Origin of the sequence: Microbacterium schleiferi (assembly GCF_015565955.1) — a bacterium.
Taxonomy (GTDB): Bacteria; Actinomycetota; Actinomycetes; order Actinomycetales; family Microbacteriaceae; genus Microbacterium; species Microbacterium schleiferi_A.
The window spans coordinates 2,563,047-2,580,474 of the sequence record NZ_CP064760.1 but is presented as its reverse complement, the minus strand read 5'-3'; the positions used below and the strand labels follow the sequence as shown (position 1 = coordinate 2,580,474).

The 17,428-nt window shown below is 68.8% G+C and carries 18 protein-coding genes and 1 pseudogene; 13 read left to right on the top strand and 6 right to left on the bottom strand.

Annotated features, from left to right (window positions below; genetic code table 11):
• Genes IT882_RS12510 through IT882_RS12500 form a run of 3 tightly spaced genes read right to left on the bottom strand, consistent with a single transcriptional unit; the run spans nt 1 to nt 4,662 of the window.
• Complete coding sequence (locus IT882_RS12510) at nt 1–1,878, bottom strand: YhgE/Pip family protein (RefSeq protein ID WP_267490555.1); 1,878 nt, start codon at nt 1,876–1,878, stop codon at nt 1–3.
• 25 nt (nt 1,879–1,903) lie between these two features.
• A complete protein-coding gene (locus IT882_RS12505) occupies nt 1,904–4,159 on the bottom strand; it encodes an MMPL family transporter (protein WP_195692124.1) in 2,256 nt (751 codons plus the stop codon).
• Nucleotides 4,102–4,662 (bottom strand): hypothetical protein, encoded by a 561-nt coding sequence (locus IT882_RS12500; protein ID WP_195692123.1) that lies wholly within the window; start codon nt 4,660–4,662, stop codon nt 4,102–4,104. Before IT882_RS12500 ends, IT882_RS12505 begins: the two co-directional genes overlap by 58 nt.
• A 354-nt stretch (nt 4,663–5,016) precedes the next feature.
• On the opposite strand from IT882_RS12500, the gene IT882_RS12495 reads away from it, so the two are divergent.
• The 5 genes from IT882_RS12495 to IT882_RS12475 are packed head-to-tail and all read left to right on the top strand — an operon-like array spanning nt 5,017 to nt 11,164.
• Nucleotides 5,017–6,306, top strand: coding sequence for a hypothetical protein (locus IT882_RS12495; protein WP_195692122.1), 1,290 nt, complete (start codon nt 5,017–5,019; stop codon nt 6,304–6,306).
• Nucleotides 6,307–6,326: 20 nt separating this feature from the next.
• Nucleotides 6,327–6,887, top strand: a complete 561-nt coding sequence (locus IT882_RS12490) for an FtsX-like permease family protein (RefSeq protein ID WP_195692121.1) — start codon at nt 6,327–6,329, stop codon at nt 6,885–6,887.
• Nucleotides 6,888–6,890: 3 nt separating this feature from the next.
• On the top strand, nt 6,891–9,521 hold the full coding sequence (locus IT882_RS12485; protein WP_195692120.1) for an FtsX-like permease family protein: 2,631 nt from the start codon (nt 6,891–6,893) through the stop codon (nt 9,519–9,521).
• Between the two features lies 1 nt (nt 9,522).
• A complete protein-coding gene (locus tag IT882_RS12480; protein WP_195692119.1) occupies nt 9,523–10,449 on the top strand; it encodes an ABC transporter ATP-binding protein in 927 nt (308 codons plus the stop codon).
• Nucleotides 10,442–11,164 carry an ABC transporter ATP-binding protein gene (locus IT882_RS12475; protein WP_195692118.1) on the top strand — a complete coding sequence of 241 codons (723 nt, stop codon included), beginning with the start codon at nt 10,442–10,444 and terminating at the stop codon, nt 11,162–11,164. The genes IT882_RS12480 and IT882_RS12475 overlap by 8 nt, the downstream gene beginning before the upstream one ends.
• On the opposite strand, the gene IT882_RS17400 is transcribed toward IT882_RS12475, so the two are convergent.
• The 3 genes and pseudogenes from IT882_RS17400 to IT882_RS12465 all read right to left on the bottom strand — a co-directional run bounded on the left by IT882_RS17400 (nt 11,165) and on the right by IT882_RS12465 (nt 12,983).
• Nucleotides 11,165–11,410 carry a hypothetical protein gene (locus IT882_RS17400; RefSeq protein ID WP_418887753.1) on the bottom strand — a complete coding sequence of 82 codons (246 nt, stop codon included), beginning with the start codon at nt 11,408–11,410 and terminating at the stop codon, nt 11,165–11,167.
• A gap of 86 nt (nt 11,411–11,496) precedes the next feature.
• Nucleotides 11,497–12,228 (bottom strand): annotated as a pseudogene (locus IT882_RS12470) (hypothetical protein); the annotation flags it as partial.
• A gap of 77 nt (nt 12,229–12,305) precedes the next feature.
• Nucleotides 12,306–12,983 carry a TetR/AcrR family transcriptional regulator gene (locus IT882_RS12465; RefSeq protein ID WP_195692116.1) on the bottom strand — a complete coding sequence of 226 codons (678 nt, stop codon included), beginning with the start codon at nt 12,981–12,983 and terminating at the stop codon, nt 12,306–12,308.
• Between the two features lie 82 nt (nt 12,984–13,065).
• Between IT882_RS12465 and IT882_RS12460 the strand changes: the two genes are divergently transcribed.
• The 8 genes from IT882_RS12460 (at nt 13,066) to IT882_RS12425 (ending at nt 17,410) form a co-directional block, all read left to right on the top strand.
• The gene (locus IT882_RS12460; RefSeq protein ID WP_195692115.1) at nt 13,066–13,506 is read left to right on the top strand and encodes a hypothetical protein; all 441 of its coding nucleotides are present in this window, start codon (nt 13,066–13,068) and stop codon (nt 13,504–13,506) included.
• Nucleotides 13,458–13,664: a hypothetical protein gene (locus tag IT882_RS12455; protein WP_229382115.1), complete on the top strand. Its 207-nt coding sequence runs from the start codon at nt 13,458–13,460 to the stop codon at nt 13,662–13,664. Before IT882_RS12460 ends, IT882_RS12455 begins: the two co-directional genes overlap by 49 nt.
• Before the next feature lie 96 nt (nt 13,665–13,760).
• Nucleotides 13,761–14,681, top strand: coding sequence for a DMT family transporter (locus tag IT882_RS12450; RefSeq protein WP_195692114.1), 921 nt, complete (start codon nt 13,761–13,763; stop codon nt 14,679–14,681).
• Between the two features lie 68 nt (nt 14,682–14,749).
• Nucleotides 14,750–15,166, top strand: coding sequence for a GNAT family N-acetyltransferase (locus IT882_RS12445; protein ID WP_229382114.1), 417 nt, complete (start codon nt 14,750–14,752; stop codon nt 15,164–15,166).
• 882 nt (nt 15,167–16,048) lie between these two features.
• Nucleotides 16,049–16,345: a DNA glycosylase AlkZ-like family protein gene (locus tag IT882_RS16660; RefSeq protein ID WP_229382113.1), complete on the top strand. Its 297-nt coding sequence runs from the start codon at nt 16,049–16,051 to the stop codon at nt 16,343–16,345.
• Between the two features lie 21 nt (nt 16,346–16,366).
• Nucleotides 16,367–16,711: a DUF2200 domain-containing protein gene (locus tag IT882_RS12435; RefSeq protein ID WP_195692113.1), complete on the top strand. Its 345-nt coding sequence runs from the start codon at nt 16,367–16,369 to the stop codon at nt 16,709–16,711.
• A gap of 2 nt (nt 16,712–16,713) precedes the next feature.
• On the top strand, nt 16,714–17,121 hold the full coding sequence (locus tag IT882_RS12430; protein ID WP_195692112.1) for a VOC family protein: 408 nt from the start codon (nt 16,714–16,716) through the stop codon (nt 17,119–17,121).
• Nucleotides 17,122–17,146: 25 nt separating this feature from the next.
• Complete coding sequence (locus IT882_RS12425) at nt 17,147–17,410, top strand: PLDc N-terminal domain-containing protein (protein ID WP_195692111.1); 264 nt, start codon at nt 17,147–17,149, stop codon at nt 17,408–17,410.
• Nucleotides 17,411–17,428: the final 18 nt, after the last annotated feature.

The window sequence follows — 17,428 nt, the reverse complement described above, 5'->3', positions numbered from 1 at the left end:
TCATCCTGCCACGGGCTGCGCGGCAACAGCCCCACCGGCCACCGTGATGGCACTCCGGCGGCTCCCGGTGAGGGCACGCCGGCGACGGATGCCCCACCTCACGCCCACGGCGCCCAGGACGCTCCACACCAGCAGCACCGTGATGGCGCCGAGTGCCGAAGACCCGTCGGGGTCGCCAGCGAGGCTTGCCGCGAGCGACGTGAACGCGGTGCCGGGAAGCAGCTGGTTCAGTGTCCCGAAGACCGGCGGAGCGGTCTGCAGCGGGAGCACCGCGGAGCTGGCAGCTTGAGCGGCCGTGAGGATGCCGAATCCGACGAGTCCCCACCGTCCCCAGGCTCCGTCGAGTGCGGAGGCCAGCAGGGTGAAGCATCCGGCGGCCAGAAGTGCCACGCCCGTGAAGCCGACCGCGGCAGTGAGCGGGAGCCCGAACATCCCGATCACGCCCACTGTTACGAGAGCTTGGATGCCCGCGATCGCCAGCCGGGGACGAAGGAGCAGCCAAGACAGCCTGCCGGTGGAGGCCGGGGAATCCAGGGATGCGCGCGAGTACACGCGTCGGCCGGCAACGAGGGTGGCAAGCGACCCGAGCCACAGGACGAGCGCGGCGATGGTCGCGGCGAGCCATCCGTCTGCCGAACTCGTCGCGTCTGTGGCGACAGTGACGGGGGTGGTCACGACCGAGGCCAGAGTCTCGGCATCCTCGTCGGAGGTCACCGGCACCTGGGCTGCGCCCTCGGCGAGACCGTCGGCCAGGCTCTCGGTTCCACCGGCCAGTTCTGTCGCCGCCCCCGCGAGAGTGTCGGCCCCGCCGGCCAGCTGAGAGGCTCCGGACGCTGCCGATGAGACACCAGCTGCGGCTTGCGCTGCCCCGTCTGCGACCTGGGCTGCGCCACCGGCGAGCTGGGCCGTCCCCGCGGCAAGCTGCGAGGCTCCCGACGCGAGGGATGCAGCAGCGCTCGCGGCGGTCGCGGCGCCGCCCGCGGTCTGCGTGGCAGAGCTCGCAAGGGTCGCCGCTGCCTGCGCGCTCGCCGACAGCGAGGCGCAGAACTGGGGGGAACTCGACACGGCTGGGCAGGTCGCGGCAAGACTGGCGAGACTCGACGAGAGCTGCTGACTGCCCCCGGCCACTCCCGATGCCGCCGCGCTGACGCTGCTCGAGCCGGAGGCCAGCTGGGAGGCTCCGCCTGCTAGCTGTCCTGCGGAGGATGCGAGAGTCGACGATGCCGACGCCGTCTGTTGTGTTCCTGTCGCAAGGCTCTGAGTACCGGTGGCCGCCTGCGACAGACCGCTCGCCAGTTGCGCGCTGGAGTCGGCGAGCGTTGCCGTACCGTCGGCAAGCTGCCCCGCCCCGGAGGCGAGCTGTTCGGCGCCGTCGGCGGCGTCGGTCAGCGACTGAGAAATGCTGTTCATACCCGCGATCGTTTGGGTGACGAAGGCGTCAGTGACCTGTTCTCCCAGCGTCTGGGTCGCCGCCAGCGTGACAGCCTCTGCCGCCAGCGCCCCCACCGCCGATGCCGCCGGGTTGGTCTCGAGGGTGACCTCGGCGCTGGTCGGCGCGTCGGTGCCCACCGAGAGTACGGACTGCGAGAAGTCCTCGGGGATGGTCAGGACCGCGTAGTACTCGCCCGCGGCGAGGCCGTCCGCGGCATCCTCGGCGCTCGTGAGCGTCCAGCCGAGTCCGAACGTGTCATCCTCCGGATGCACGAGTGCGCTCGAGAGTGCCCGCCCCGCGGCCATAGGGGTGTCGCCGGTGACGATCTCGTCGTCGTTGACGATCGCCACCGGAACCTCTCCCACGCGATCCGCGCGGTCGGTGACACTCCAGCTCAGGAGCGCGGCAGCTCCCAACGGAATGACCAGAGCGGCGATGAGAAACAGGGTGAGGGCGCGGGGCGTGACGCGCTCATGCGGGGGCTCCGATCGAGGCGAGGGGGGCGGATGCTGTCAGGGCTGCGGGCGCGACGGTGAACATGACGACCGTGGCGCCCGCGCTGCGGAGGGTCTCGGCGAGACCTCGGTCATCGCACCCGGGAAGGAAGACGATCTGTGCGCCGCAGGCTAGGGCGACGGCGGCCGCGAGCTGTCGCCGAGCGGCCAGATCGAGGCGCGCGATCGGCGCGTCGGCTGCGGGCGCAAGGCTCACGGCGCGAGCCAGGCGCGCAGCGCGATCTTGTCGTCGTCCTCCGACCGTCTCGAGCGTCGCGGCGAGGTAGTCGGCTACCGCCCCATCGCTGGGGCTCACGTCGTCGGCCGTGACGATCGCCGTCACGCGACGAACGGCCTCGGCGCGCTCAGGCAGCACCTGACCGTTCACGGCGAGTGTTCCCGAGACCGGACGGGTTCTGCCGGCGAGAACATGCGCGAGCGTCATCTCGTCGATACCGCCGGGAACGGGGACGCTCACCACCTCGGCGGTGCCGATCGCGAGGCTGAGAGGAGCCGCTCCGGGTTCGACAACGAGATCATGCGCGCTGATGGCAAGGGTGCTGCGCCCGCTCTCGTCTAGCGCAACCTGACGTCCGAGAGCGTCACCCTCGATGTCGACGGCTGGCAGTATCCGCTCCAGCCAGGCGGGGATCCACCAGGCGCGGTCGCCGAGCAACGTCATGACGGCGGGCACCAGCGTCATCCGGACGAGGAACGCGTCGACGAACACACCGACGGCCAGGCCGAAGGCGATCGGTTTGATCGTCGCGCTGCCGGCGGGGATGAACGCGACGAACACCGCGATCATGATCAGCGCCGCCGCCGTCACCACGGGGGCGGAGTGCCGGAACCCGCTCATGACGGCGCCACGGGCATCATGGCCCTGGCTGAAGTCCTCCCGCATCCGGCTCACCAGGAACATCTCGTAGTCCATCGCCAGGCCGAACAAGACGCCCATCACCAGGATCGGCAGGAAGCTCACCAACGGCCCCGGGAGGGCATCGCCGAGCACGGCGGGAAACCACCCCCACTGGAAGACCGCCACGATTGCTCCGAACGCGGCTCCGACCGACAGGAGGAAGCCGGCCGTGGCCTTGATCGGCACCCAGATCGAGCGGAAGACGATCATCAGCAGCACGATCGACAGCCCCGCGACGGTGAGGGCGAACGGCAGCAGGGCGGCTGCCAGGCGCTCCGAGGTGTCGATGTTGATGGCCGTGGTTCCGGTCACCCGGATGTCGCTGACCCCGTACTGCTCCTCCAGGTCGGGAGCGCGCTCGCGCAACTCATGGACGAGCTCCGTCGTAGCCGGATCGTTCTGCCCTCCCTCGGGAATGACGCGCAGCAGGCCCGTGTCGGCTCCCTCGTTGGGCGATGCGAGCGGTACCGCCGCAACACCCGGGATCTCCGCGACCGCTGCTGACAGGTCGTCCATCGTCTCGACGGGATTGGCGGACTCCAGGATGTCGACGGTCACCAGCAGCGGGGCGTTCCAGCCGGGGCCGAACGTTTCAGCAACAGCATCGAAGTGGTCACGGCTGTTGGTGCCGACCGGCTTGGTGCTGGCATCCGGCAGGGCGAGCGTCATCTGGGCGGCGGGGATCGCGAGCGCGCCGACACCGAGAACCACGATCACGACCGTCAACGCGGGCACACGTGTGACCAGCCGCAACCACCGGCTCGAGAGGGAGTTTCGGCTGTCGGGCGCCGGGGACGCGGCACGTCGCCGAGCACGGCGAGGGCGGGGTGTCAGTCGCGTGCCGGCGAGCAAGGCGATTGCCGGCAGCAGCGTCAGGGCGACGAGCACAGCTGTGGTCACCGCGAGCGACCCGCCGAAGGCCATGACGGTGAGAACGGGAATTCCGACCACCGAGAGCCCGAGGAGCGAGATGATCACCGTCAGCCCTGCGAACACGACGGCGCCGCCCGCCGTTCCCAGCGCGCGGGACATCGCCTCGCGCGGCTCCAGGCCGGCTGCCAGTTCCTGCCGATGTCGCGACAGGATGAACAGGGAGTAGTCGATCGCGACGGCAAGACCCAGCATCGTCGAAAAGGACGGGGTCGCCGTCGATATGTCAGCGACGTGGGACGCCAGGCCCAGGACGCTGATCGTCGCCCCCACCCCTGCGATGGCGGCGAGGATCGGCATCCCGGCAGCCAGGAACGATCCGAACGTCACGAACAGAACCAGAAGCGCGACCGCGATGCCGATGACCTCGGACAGGTGCGCCATCTCGGGTTACCTTCGCCGTAGGCCGATCCTCCGATGGTCGAGGTCACGCCGGCTTCGTCGACAATGGCTGTCTCATACACGGCATCCAGCGCTTCGTCGCTGGGTTTCTCGTCCTCGAACTGCACGCTGGCCAGCGCCGCATCGCCGTTCTCGTCGATCTGCAGGCGGTCCATGCTGCTGACGTTTGCCACGCCGGGGATCGCCTCGATCTCGGCCAGGGTGTCTTCGATGACCGCCGTGGCTCCGGCATCCTCGATGGACCCGGAGTCCGTCCGGAAGAGCAGCTGCGCGCTCGCGCCCGCTGCAGTCGAGCCGAAGCGTTCCTCCAGGACGGTCTGCCCAACCTGAGACTCGGTGCCGGGAACGGAGAAGTTGTCGGCGTAGGCGGTTCCGGCGACGCGGCTGGCCCCGAGCAGAGCGAGAATGACGACCAGCCAGCCGATGATGACGAGCAGGCGATGGCGAGCGACCAGGTGGCCGAGCCGGTGAAGGGCGAGTGACATGGGGGCCTTCCGGGCGAGCGGATGCGATAGCCACCAGTCGATCTGGTCGACCTGACCGCCCGAGCTCACCGAACCTGACGGGAAGCTGACGGTTCAGTCGACACAGCCGTTCACGGGTCCGGCATGACCACGCGCGCCGGATGCCGAAGCCGGTGCCGTCAGCGACATCTCTAGCTCGTCCTCGGCCAGCGAAACGGAGGTCACGGCGATCGACTCGGGGTCGTGGGGGTGCGCAATTCCGCGACATTTCGGGTCGCGAACCGTGCGCTGACGGGTGACTGACATCGCGCTGCCAGGCCAGACCTATGCCCCGCGCGTGCTCGGCTAGAGTGCCAGAATGCGGAGCAGGTGCACGTGAGCGGAGGCATCCGTTTCGCCCTGCGCCGGGCCTCGGCGGCGCGCGCGCCGCTTGTCGCGATGGCGGTCTTCGCCGCGGTATCAGGCGGTCTGGTCACTGCGGCGACCACGGTGGATGCCGCTCGGGCCGCACGTTCGGCAGCTGACGGGCTGGCCAGCGACGGGTCAGCCGGGATTGCCGCCGTCGCGGTCGGGTTGCTCGCGCTTGCTGTCGCGGTGGCCGCGGTGGTCTCGGCAGCCGAGGTGACGCGGTCCCGCACCGGCGAGACGAGGCTGCTTCTGGCTCGTGGCATGGCGCCGCGCCGGCTGGTGACGATGGCGGTGATCGAGACCGCCCTCATCGCGACAGTGGCTGGCCTTGCCGGCGCAGCCGGGGTCGCCGCGTCCCTGGGGACGCTGATGGCGGCGGCTCCGCCGATGACCGTGGCGGCCGCGGGTGTTGCGGTGATTGTCGTCGTCACCTCGGGCGCCGCCGGTGTGCTCGCCGCGCGCGAGGGTGCGTCGACCAGGGTCATGGCGGTCTCCGTGGCCGCGATCATTGTCGGTGCCGTCATCACGGGCGTGGCAACGTGGCGACTTCTGACGTTCGGTCTTGATCCGATCTCGTTCCTCGCCCCTGCGCTGCTCCTGCTGACGGTCGCCGCAGCATCGACAGTCCTCGCTCTTGCCGCGCTTCGGGCGCTGAGCCGTTCCGCTGCCCGGGCCCGGGGCCTTGTGGTCGTGACGGCATTGCGGCGGCTCTCCCGCCGGCCCGGGCCCTCCGCAGCCTCGATGATCGCTGTCGCCATTGCCGTGGGAATGAGTGTCGTGGCAGCCTCGTACACCTCGAGTGCTGACGGTCTGGGAGAGGGTCCGGAGTCGTTGCGGGTCGGCGCGGACCTTCGCGTCGTGACCATCCCCGCCGATGTCCCGCCCTCCGCCCTTGTTGCCGCGGCTCACGCCGGCGCGGCGATGGAAGCCCGCCAACTGGTCGCCAGCATGCCCTCCACGCGTTCGGACCGTGACCGTGTTCCGATCCTGGCGCTGGAGTCGCAGAACATGCCTGCGGTGATGACAGAGATCCCCGGTGTCGTCGAGCCCGACGCGTGGTCCGAACTCCTCAGTCGACGGTCCGATCCAGGTCGGATTCCCGCTCTCGTGTCGCAAGACGTCGCCGACGACCTCGGGCTCCGGGAAGGCGACACTGTGGCGCTGGATGCCTCCTCGCCCTCGCTCACGGCAGACCTGGTGATCGCTGGCGTGGTCCCCGTTATCCCGGGCACACCCGGCTCCCGGGTTTCCTTGTAGACCTCGCGCGGCTGGCTGTCGTGTCGGGGGAACCGGTCGAGCCCAACCAGGTCTGGCTCACCTCCGACGACCCCGGCGCCTCCGGCGCCTCCGCTGCTCTGATCGAACGGGACTACCCGCAGGTCGTGGTACTCACCCCAGACCCGGCGATCGCCGCAGACCGCGTCGCGCAGGGAACAACCCTGCAGGTCTCGGCGATCGGGTCCGTCCTCATCGCGCTGATACTTCTCATGCTGCGCGCAGGCGTCAGCGGCACGGAGGCGCGGGAGGCAGCGCTGCTTGCGCTCGTGGGGGCGGGGCGCCGCACCGCGACCAGGACGGTGGCCGTCGAGAACACGACGGCGCTCGTCGTTGGCTTTGTTGCCGGGATCGTCGGGGGAGCGGTCACGGCGGTGGTGATCGTCCCGCCTGCCGTCAGGTGGGCATCCGGCGAGCTCCCCGGCGCCTACCCGGTGGGCATCCACGCCGACGTCCCTCTCCTCCTGGCCCTTCTGGCTGTGTTGCTGATCGGCGGGCTCGTGGTGGCGTGGTCCGTGCGTCTTCCGCGAGCTCTGGCGCGGCTGGTCCGAGAGGACGAGTGAGGGATGTCGCCTGATCGTGTCTCGCTTCTCCGCCTGCTGCGGCGGCGCTTCGGCGTGCCCCGTGGTGCGGCGACCGTCATCATCGTGCTCGCAGCGATGACGGCCTTGCTCGTGTCAGCCAGTCCACGACTGCTCGTGCAGGTCACTCGGGAAGAGGTCGCGCACCAGGCGGGTCAGCTCGCCCCGACGACGCGGGATCTGACGGGATCGGTGGTGTCGACGTTCATCCCCGACGGAGGCGTGAGCGGTCTCGAGCGAGCGCTGGCGACTGCCCGTGAGCAGTGGCCGCCGCTCGTCCACGGTCTCGTCGGTGAGGGACAGGTCGCTGTCTACACCGTCCCGTTGCGGGTTGCGCCCGAGGCGTTGCCGCCCACCTCGCCCGACACCGACATCCAGCTTCTGGTCGAACCCGACGCGCAAGAGCATCTGGAGATCGTCGGCGGAACATGGCCGCGTGAGTGGTCGGGTTCCGGGCCGATCGGGATCGCGCTGACCGAAGATGCCGCGGCCACCATGGAGTGGCCGCTCGGGCAACGCCGCTCGATCACGGCGACCGACGTCGTTGAGGTCCAACTGACGGCGATCGTTCGCCCGACCGAGCCGGATGATCCGCGCTGGCTGCATCTGCCGACCGCGCTCACGGCATCCGTCTTCGACGACGGGAACCGGCGGCCGGTCGCAACCTCGGCGGCGTGGGTGAACCCCGCCACCTGGGAGGTTCTCGACCCGCCCGGGACGATCGTCGCGTGGTATCCCGTCGACGGGGCGGCCCCCGAGGGCCTCGATGTCGCGCAGGTGCTTCCCGCGATGCGCGCGATCGTCACCTCGCCACTCTCGCTGGACCCCGCCGGGAGCGTTCGCGTCTCGCTCGAGTCCGGCCTGGTGACCGCGCTCGGTGTCGCTGTCGGGCGCACCGAGGCCACGCGCGCGATCCTGACTGTGGCCGCGGTGGGCCCGATCGTGGTCGCCTTCTCGCTCGAAGTTCTCGCCGCAGCACTCATGGTTCGTCGACGCCGTCCGCAGTTGGCGCTGCTCTCGGCCCGAGGTACGCCGTCAGCGCAGTTGCGCCGCCTGCTCGCTCTCGAGGGTCTCCTCCTCGGCGTCCCCGTGAGCGTGATCGCCGCGGCGGTTGGCGTGGCGGTCACACCCGCGGATGCCGGTTGGCTCCCCGTTCTGGTTGCCGTTCTCGCGGGCACGGTCCCGGCTGCCGCGCTCGCCCTCGCGCTGCCGCGCGATCTTCTGGCCGTGCGCCGGGAGGATCTCGACCATCGGCGTCGGAGCCTGTCGATGGCGGCGACGCAGATCCTCGTCGTCGTGCTCGCCGCCGTCGCCGTGACCGTCTTGCTGGTGCGCGGCGCCGGTGAGGGAACTCTGGACCCTCTCGCTGTGGCGGCGCCGCTGCTTCTGACCGTGGCGCTCGCGCTGGTGGTCGTGCGGCTGCATCCGATCCCCCTCGCCCTCGCGTTGCGCCTGCAGCGGCGTCGCCGCGGGGTGACAGGCCTCGTGGGCGCTGCCCGCGCCGTGCGAGAGCCCGTCGCAGGCACGGCGGCGGTACTCGCGATGCTGGTCGCTGTCGCGATCGCGGTCTTCTCGTCGATCGTCCTCGCCACCGTCGACCGGGGAGCGGTGGTGGCCGCCCAGCGCGCGGTCGGGGCAGACATCCAGATCTCCGGCCCCTACGTAGATGCCGATCGGCTCGACGAGATCCGCGGGATCGAGGGCGTTGCAGCGGTCGCGGGTCTGCTGCGGGGCGACTACCTCCCCGTCGTGGGACCCGGTGGGCGGATCACCGCTGAGGTGATCGCGACCGATCCGACGGCCCTCTCCGCCGTCCAGCAGGGGATGGTCGGAGCCTTTCCCGCGGGCATCGCCGACGCGGCATTGCCCCTGGATGTCGTCCCGTCGACGTCGTTGGAGGTGCAGCTGGGCGGTACGGTGAGCGACATCGCGGGTACTCCCGCCGTCGGTGCAGAACCCCTCGAGCAGATCCTGGGTCTGACGGTTTCCCCGGAGTTCGTCGTCGTCGGAGCAGACGCCTACACCTCGCTCACCGGCAAGGGGTTCTTTCCTCGGACAGTCTTGATCGACCTCGCGCCCGGCTCGGACGCTGCCCCCGTGGTCGAGCGCATCGGCCAGATCATCGACGGCGCGTACTCGGTGAGTCTGCTGGATGCGTCGACCGACGAGATCCGCAGCTCGCCGGCGGTCACGGCGTTGCGGATCGCGTTGCTGAGCGCCGTCGTCATCGCCATCGCGCTCTCGGCGGTGGCTCTCCTCCTGGTGGCCGGGGTGACTCGCGACGCGCGGTCCCGGGTCATCGCGCTGCTGCGCACGATGGGGATGAGTCGGCGCGCGACGCGCGGCATCGTGGCGTGGGATTTCGTTCCGCTGGGAGTCACTGCGCTGGTGGGAGGAGGCGTTCTCGGCATCCTGCTGCCCCTCCTGATCGTGTTCTCGATCGATCTGCGGCCCTTCACCGGTGGCGGTGACCAGCCCTCGCTCTTCGTCGATCCCGTCTTGAGCGCTACGCTCGTCGCGATCGTGCTGGCCGCTCTGGCCCTCGCTGTCGTCGGCGGTGTGCTGGGAGCCCGCGCCACCTCGATGGCGGCAGTACTGAGAACAGGGGAGGACTGACATGACGCCAGTGCCCTCGGGTGAGCCCGACATCCAGTGCGAAGGCCTCGTGCGGATCTTCGCCGTTGCCGACATCGAAGTTCAGGCACTGCAGGGACTTGATCTGTTCGTCAGTCGCGGCGAACTGGTCGCGCTCGTGGGAGCGTCCGGCTCGGGAAAGTCGACGTTGCTGGCGATCCTGTCCGGACTCGACATGCCCACAGCAGGAAAGGCCGTGGTCGCTGGCCGCGATCTTCCCTCCCTGACGAGTCGGGATCGTGTCACATATCGGCGCGATGTGGTCGGCTTCGTCTGGCAGCAGACTGCCCGAAACCTCCTTCCCTACCTCTCTGCTCTGGAGAACGTCGAGCTCGCTGCCGCCATCGGACGGCGGCCTCGGGCGCACGAGCGGGCGCGGCGCATGCTCGAGCTGGTCGGCGCGGCCGAGCTCGCCGAGCGTCACCCCGCAGAGCTCTCGGGCGGGCAGCAGCAGCGCGTGGCGATCGCGGTCGCGCTGGTCAACGAGCCTCGGGTGCTGCTGGCGGATGAACCGACCGGTGATCTCGACGAAGAGGCATCCGTGGAGGTGTTGCGCACCTTCGAGCGGGTCAATGCTGAGCTGGGCACCACCGCGCTGATCGTCACGCACGATCCGGCAGTGTCCGAGCATGTGCAGCGCACGGTCCAGATCCGCGACGGGCGCACCTCGAGCGAGGTGCTGCGCTGGACGCACACGGACGACGAAGGGCGTCAGCACGCCATGGCCGAAGAGTTCGTCGTGCTGGACCGGGTCGGGCGGATGCAGTTGCCGGCCGGCTATATGACGAGTCTCGACCTCAGAGATCGCGTGCGTCTGCAACTCCAGGTCGACCACGTCGCCGTGCGACCGGGCCACGAGGGCGGCGCCTCGCGTCCGTCCTCCGTCGGGGAGGAGGGCGCCGATGGCTGAGCGCTTCGCGGATGCCGTCGTGACCGCATCCGATCTCTCGGTGACCCATGTCACCCCTGCCGGCGACGTCCATGCGCTTGTGGATGCGTCTTTGAAGCTCTATCCGGGAGAGCTGGTCGTGCTCATCGGCCCCTCGGGTGCGGGAAAGACCACTCTCTTGCACGTGCTCGGCGGCATCGAGGCGGCCTCGAGTGGTTCCGCGCGGGTCGGAGACGTCGTCATCACGGATGCCTCGGAGCGCGAACTCGACCGCCTGAGGCGCGAGGACGTCGCCTTCATCTTTCAGTCGTTCGGTCTGCTTGACGCACTCACCGCCGCCGAGAACGTGGAGATTCCGCTGCGGATCGCGCGTGCCGAGCCTCTCGTTCGTGACGAGCGGGTACGGATGCTGCTCGAGCGGGTGGGTCTGGACGGACACGCCAGCCAGCGCCCGGCAGAGCTCTCCGGTGGGCAGCGCCAGCGCGTCGCGATCGCGCGAGCTTTGGCGGCATCCCCGCGAGTGCTGCTGGCCGACGAACCGACGGGTCAGCTCGATTCACACACGGCCGAGGCGATGATCGAACTCATCGTCTCGATCGCGCACGAGGACGGTGTCGCGGTCCTGCTTTCGACTCACGACCCGTCGATCGTGGCGCGCGCCGACCGGGTGCTCGAGATCCACGACGGCGTGCTCACCGCGCGGATGCCACATCCGCAGGCCGCGGCATCCGAGTGATCAGCGTCGCCATAACGAGCCGTCGACGGCACCGCGGACCGTCTTGTACGCGAGCCAGACGATCAGGAGCAGGAGCGCAATCCACAGTGCGATGACGACCGGTGTGAGCCACGCGATCGCCCAGAGCCGGCCGACTTCCAGGGTGAGGGTCGCGAAGGCCGCGGTCGGGAATCCGAAGCCCCACCAGCCGATGTGAAAGTGCAGACTCCGGCGCTCCCGGAAGAGCACACGGATCGCCAGCAGCATCCACCAGGCGGCGAACGCCCACATGATGCTCGCCAGGGGACTGCGACCGCGGCCAAGCCCGAGACTGCCTCCACGGAGGATCCCATGCGGGCCAGGGCGATGACGCCGAGCCCGCCGGCTCCCAGTGGCGCGAGCCACACCCACCAGCTCGGCGCGAGATGCGGTGGCGGCGGGGCGGCAAGCAGCAGACGGCTGCCGATGATCGCCGCCAGGAGCAGGAAGAGCCCGAAGCCGATTCCCCATCCGGCCAGTGCTGCGAAGGTCCACTGCGCGGGGTCGCCTCCCAAGCCCAACGCGAGCGCGCGCACGAGAATGCTCGGCACCAGCACCAGGGGCACGACGGGGACGAACCAGTTGCCCGACATGGCGGGAAGCGGAACGTCAGCGATACCGATCACCCGCGAGTAGAACATGTACCCGAGCGCGAGAGTGCCCAGCAGGCCCGGGACGAAGAGGATCATCGCCGTGACGAGCGCCGTGGTCCCGTCGGCGGCACCGGACGTCCCCGCCTCGAGGGCCGCGAGCGCGAGAACCATGAGCCCCGCCGGCCACGACGCGATCATCGCTCCGATACCCGGGTTGTCGAGGTCGGCGCGAAATGCCGCCGGATGCCGCGCCAGTCGCGCCAGCGAGGCCACCGTCAGTCCGGCGCCGACGAGTTCGGCGAGCACCAAGAGAACGAGACCCGCTGCGGTATCGACATCCGTTGCTGCGAGGGGGTCCCGCAGGGCCAGGAGGGATGCCCCGGAGAGGGTCATCAGAACCGCACCCCACGCGGGGTGCAGTGTCGCGAGAGGACTGCCGGACGGGGTATTCATGCTCTCATGATACCCCTGGGGGTATAAATGGTCGACAGCGCTGAGGAGGGCCGACCCGGGCGCGTACGGCAGCGAACTCACGCGGGCGCTGCGAGTTCCCCGGGGTCGAGGAGGCGGCCGATGCCGTCGAGGGTGAGGGTGAGGCCAACCTCGAAAGAGTCGGCGAAGCGGTAGCCGTCGGACATGACATGCTGCGTGGTTATTTCCGCGAGGTGTGGAAAGAGCGCGGGGTTGATGGCGGCGGCGAAATCTGGGGCGATCTCGGTGATCTCGACGATGTCGAGCATGGTCTCCTGGAGGACGAACCCGTAGACGAACGCATCGAGGATGGCGAACGCATGGGCGGTCGCTGGGATGGAGAAGCCTGCTGCGCGCAGCACGCCGAGAACGGCTTCGTGCCCGGCGAGATTCGCGGGGCCCGGGGTTCCCCTCGTCTCCATGAGGCCGACGGCCCAGGGGTGGCGGCGGAGGGCCTCCCGCATCGACCGGCACCGGCGCGCCAGCTCGTCTCGCCATGGCCCGGAGATTGCCGGAGCCTCAACCTCGCTGAAGACCAGATCGATCAGCTCGTCGAGGATCTCGTCTTTGTTTGTGACGTGGTGGTACACGGCCATCGCTTTGACGCCGAGCTCTGCGGCGATGCGACGGATCGTGACCGCATCGAGCCCCTCGTCATCCGCGATCTTCTTCGCGGCGGCGATGATGCGATCGCGGCTGAGAGTGTTACGCGGCGCGCGGGCGGGGGGAGACGTCACGCGGGCAGTCTACGCCGCATGGTCGCTATAGTACGTTGTACTGTACGCTGTACGGTACAACGTACGAACACAAGGAGATCTCATGTCCACTCAACGAAGAACCGCGCTGGTGGTTGGTGTCGCTCTGGCGATGATGACGGTGCTCGGGCCGATGGCTGCCGGGGCAGCGCTTCCCGCCGGTGCGCTCGGCATCGCCGCGCTCATCTTCACCGTCGTCGCGATACTCGACGTCGTCATCGCGCTCGGGCTCTATCCCTTCCTCTCAGGAGCGGGTGCGCTCCTTGCCTGGACCGCGGTGGTCCTGCGCATCACCTATGCGGCCGTGCTCGTGGCAGCCGCTGGCATTCTCGTGAGTGCCTCTGACGAGGCACTTTTCGCGGCCATCTGGCAGCTCGGACTGTTCGTGTTCGGGGTTCACCTCGTTCTCGTGGGAGCCACCGCATTCGTCGGGGAGCGATTCCCCGGTGGATCGGGGTGCTGGTCGGCATCGCCGGACTTGGATACGTCATCGACGGGACGCTGACGGCGCTCGCCGTCGAACTCGGGCTCTCCGTGGCAATGGCGACCTTCGTCGGTGAGCTGGTGTTGATGGTGTGGCTGCTGGGGTGGGCAGGCCGGGCTCGCATGGAGCACGGCGAGGCTGTTGCGAGCGCTCTGCGAGAAGAATCGGCCGTGCGCTGACGGCCGCCGGAATGCCGTTCGCCGCCAGTGGCGTAATACTGTGGGCGAACGGGAGCCACGCGGCGTGCGCCGCGGACAGCCGAGAGGGGGAGACTCGTGAACACGTCGACGACCCTCGAGTCCTTCCCCGTCATCGGTATCGCCCTCGCGGTGGTCTCGGCTGCCCTGCTCACCGTCGGCAACTTTCTCCAAGCCCGCGGCGTCGCCTCCCGCCCGCAGGCGCACCAAGCCGGGCTCGGGGTCTCGCAGATTCTCTCGTTGCTACGCACCCCCGTCTGGCTTGCGGGGTCGGTCGTGTTCGGCGTGGCGATCCTCGCGCAGCTGGCAGCCCTCGCGTTTGCGCCGCTCATCGTGGTGCAACCGGTCGGCGTGGTGGCGCTCGTCTTTGCGTCGATCCTCACGGCGATCGTCACCCGCCAGGCGCCGAACCTCCGCGAGATCCTCGCGATCGTGCTCTGTGTGGGAAGCCTGACCGTCTTCGTTTCGGTCGCCGCTTCCGTGAGCGTGCAGAAAGCGATCAGTGACCGCGAGTTGATCGCCGTTCTGATCGTCCTGCTCTCGGTGCTGCTGGTCACCTTCGTCGGATTGCTGTTCACACGGCGCCGCGGCACGCCGGCATTCGCCTACGTGCTCTTGGGTGGCCTGTATGCCGCATTCGTGGCGACGCTGGGCAAGACGGTGCTGCTACGCATCCAGACGGCGTTGCACTCCGACAACCTGGGTCTGGACAACACCAATCTCCTCACGATCGCCTGCGTCGTCGGTATCGGCGTGGCCGGTGCGCTCTCCATCTACTTCGTGCAGACCGCTCACACCAACAACAACCCGCAGACAGTCGTGGCCGGGCTCACCGTGGTCGATCCGTGCGTCGCCGTGGCTCTCGGCATCCTGCTGCTGAATGAGGCAGCGGGAGCGCCCGCGTGGAGCTTCGTCGTCTTCGCGATCGCCGGGGCAGGCGCGATCTGGGGTGTTCGGTTGCTCGCGCGGGCTCAGCGCGAGCCCGAGGCTGCGCACTGACGCAGATCCGCCCGGCGGGCGGTGCGGCCCGGGCTCATCCGCGAGGCGGGTTCGGGGAGAATATCCCCGTGTCCACCTACGAGTTCTCCGCCGATCCCCGTCGAGTTGATCGGGTCACGGTTCACCACTGGCTGAGCGACCTGTCGTACTGGGCCCGGGGCCGCACGCGCGAGCAGCAGGATGTCGCGATCGATAACTCTCGCAACTACGGCGTCTACGACACCGAGACCGGTGCGCAGCTGGGATACGCGCGGATCGTGACGGATGGCGCAACCTTTGCCTGGTTGTGCGATGTGTTCGTCTCTCCCGAGGTCCGAGGCAGCGGTGTCGGAAAGACGCTCATGGCCGGCGTGGTCGCAGATGTCGAACCGCTCGGCGTGCGCCGGGTGATGCTTGCCACAGCTGACGCTCATGGTCTGTACGCGCAGTTCGGATTCGAGGGCGTGCGCTCGCCGGAGAAGTACATGGTTCTCGGCGCTCACTGAGCCCGCCGCGGCGCTCGTGCCCCCGAGGAGGGCGGTGCTCGCGATCGTGACGAGGGACGATGATGTCGGCGGCGCGGAGTACGCTCGCGACATGCATCGCCTCAGTCGGGACGAGGCGCGCCGGATCGCGGTGCGTGCCCAGTTGCTGGATGCCGACCGTCCAGGCGATGTCGTCGAAGTCGCCGAGCAGCTCGGCAGTATCAAGATCGATCCGACAGCGACGATCACAACCGCCGAACAGGCGGCGTTCTGGTCTCGCATCGGGTGGGGCTACGAACCCGGCCAGCTGAAGAAGGCGGTCGAAGACGATCGGACGCTGTTTGAGTTCGACGGCCACTTCTACGCCTCGAGCCTCATGCCGCACATGGTCCCCCTGATGCGTGCGCGACAGCTGCGGGCCGCCTCGCGCGAGTACCTTGCCGCGAACGACGCGTTCCGTCGTGATGTCATCGCGCGACTTCGCGCGGAGGGGCCGCTGCTGGCATCCGCGATCCCCGACACCAGCGTCGTGCAGCGCGGCACCGAAAGCGGCTGGTACGGCTCGAATCAGGTACCGCGGATGCTGGAACTGCTCGGTGTTCTGGGCGAGGTGGCCGTTGTCGGTCGCGAGGGCAGACTGCGGGTCTGGGATCTCGGGGAGCGGCTGTACGGCAAGGATGCTGGCGTCGTGTCGGTCGAGGAAGCCGAACTCCGTCTTCAGGAGCGACGCCTGCAAGCAGCGGGGATTGCGCGGCAGAAGTCGTCGTGGACGCCCGTCGGAACCGTCGGCGAATCTGCCGAGGTGGAGGGCAGTGCATGGAGGTGGCGCGTCGATCCTGAGGCGCTCGCCGCGCTCGATGACGATCCGGGGGTCGGGTCGCGATCCTCAACCCCTACGACCGGATGCTCACCGACCGGCCGCGGCTTGTGGAACTGTTCGACTTCGAGTTCATCCTCGAACAGTTCAAGCCGAAGGCGCAGCGCATCTACGGCTACTTCGTGTATCCGATTCTCATCGGTGACCGCTTTGCCGGTCTGCTGGATGCCGAGCTCGACAAGAAGAAGGAGAGCCTCGTCGTGGCGGCGGTCCATGAACTGATCCCGTTCGACGACGAGGAGCGGGAGATGGTGGATGCAGAGATTCGCGACCTCGGGGAATGGCTCGGCGTTCCCGTCGTCTTCTCCTCGGGACGCCGGTAGCCGAGCGTCTACGATCTGACCATGCACCGCATCTTCACGACGAGTTTCGCCTCGGTCTACCCCCTCTATGTCGCGAAGGCCGAACGCAAAGGACGCACGAAGGCGGAGGTCGACGAGATCATCGAGTGGCTCACCGGCTTCGACGAGGGCGAGCTGGAGCGCCACCGCGACGAGCAGACGACGTTCGAGGAGTTCTTTGCGGATGCCGAGCTCAACCCTCGTGTCTCGGCGATCACCGGCGTCGTGTGCGGTGTGCGTGTCGAAGAGATCGAGGATCCGTTGATGCAGAAGATCCGATACCTCGACAAGCTCATCGACGAACTCGCCAAGGGCAAGGCGATGTCGAAGATCCTCCGGGAGGCGTGATCATGCCGCTGCTTGACCACATCGCCCTGACTGTCGACGATGTCCCCGCCGCGGCGAGCCAGTTCGAGCCCGTGCTGCTCGCGCTCGGGTACACCCGATCGGATGCCGACAGCATCGTGTTCTGGACGTGCCCGGGCGAGTCCGAGCTCATCTTCTACCCGGCGCGCGAGCCCGGTACGGGTCCGCACCGCCACGGCCGGGTCGGCTGGCAGCATCTGGCGTTTGCGGTGGCCTCCCGAGACGAGGTCGACCGCCTCCACGAGATCGCAGTCGGCGCCGGCTGGACGCCCGTGCGCGACCCGAAGACCTATCCACGGTTCACCGACCGCTACTACGCATCCTTCGTCGAGGACGCCAACGGCATCCGCATCGAGTTCATGCACAATCCGCCGCGCGACGCGCAGCGCTGACGCGGGAACGGGCTAGGTTCGAGGCATGGCCGCGCACAATCCGCTCCTCCCCGCCGCATATGACATCGCGTGGTCGGCGATCGCGGCCGTTGCCCTCGCGCTGACAGTCGTGGCGCTGATTGCGCTTGTCCGCTCCGCCGGGCGGCTGCCGGCCGGACTGCTGCTGCTCTGGGCCCTCCTGATCCTCTTCGTTCCGGTCGTCGGCCCCGCGCTCTGGCTGACTGCGGGGCGTCGGACCAACTCCACGACGAGCGGCAACCAGCCAGAGCGGATCAGGTCGGAGTCCTAGGTTCTTGCCACGTGGCGC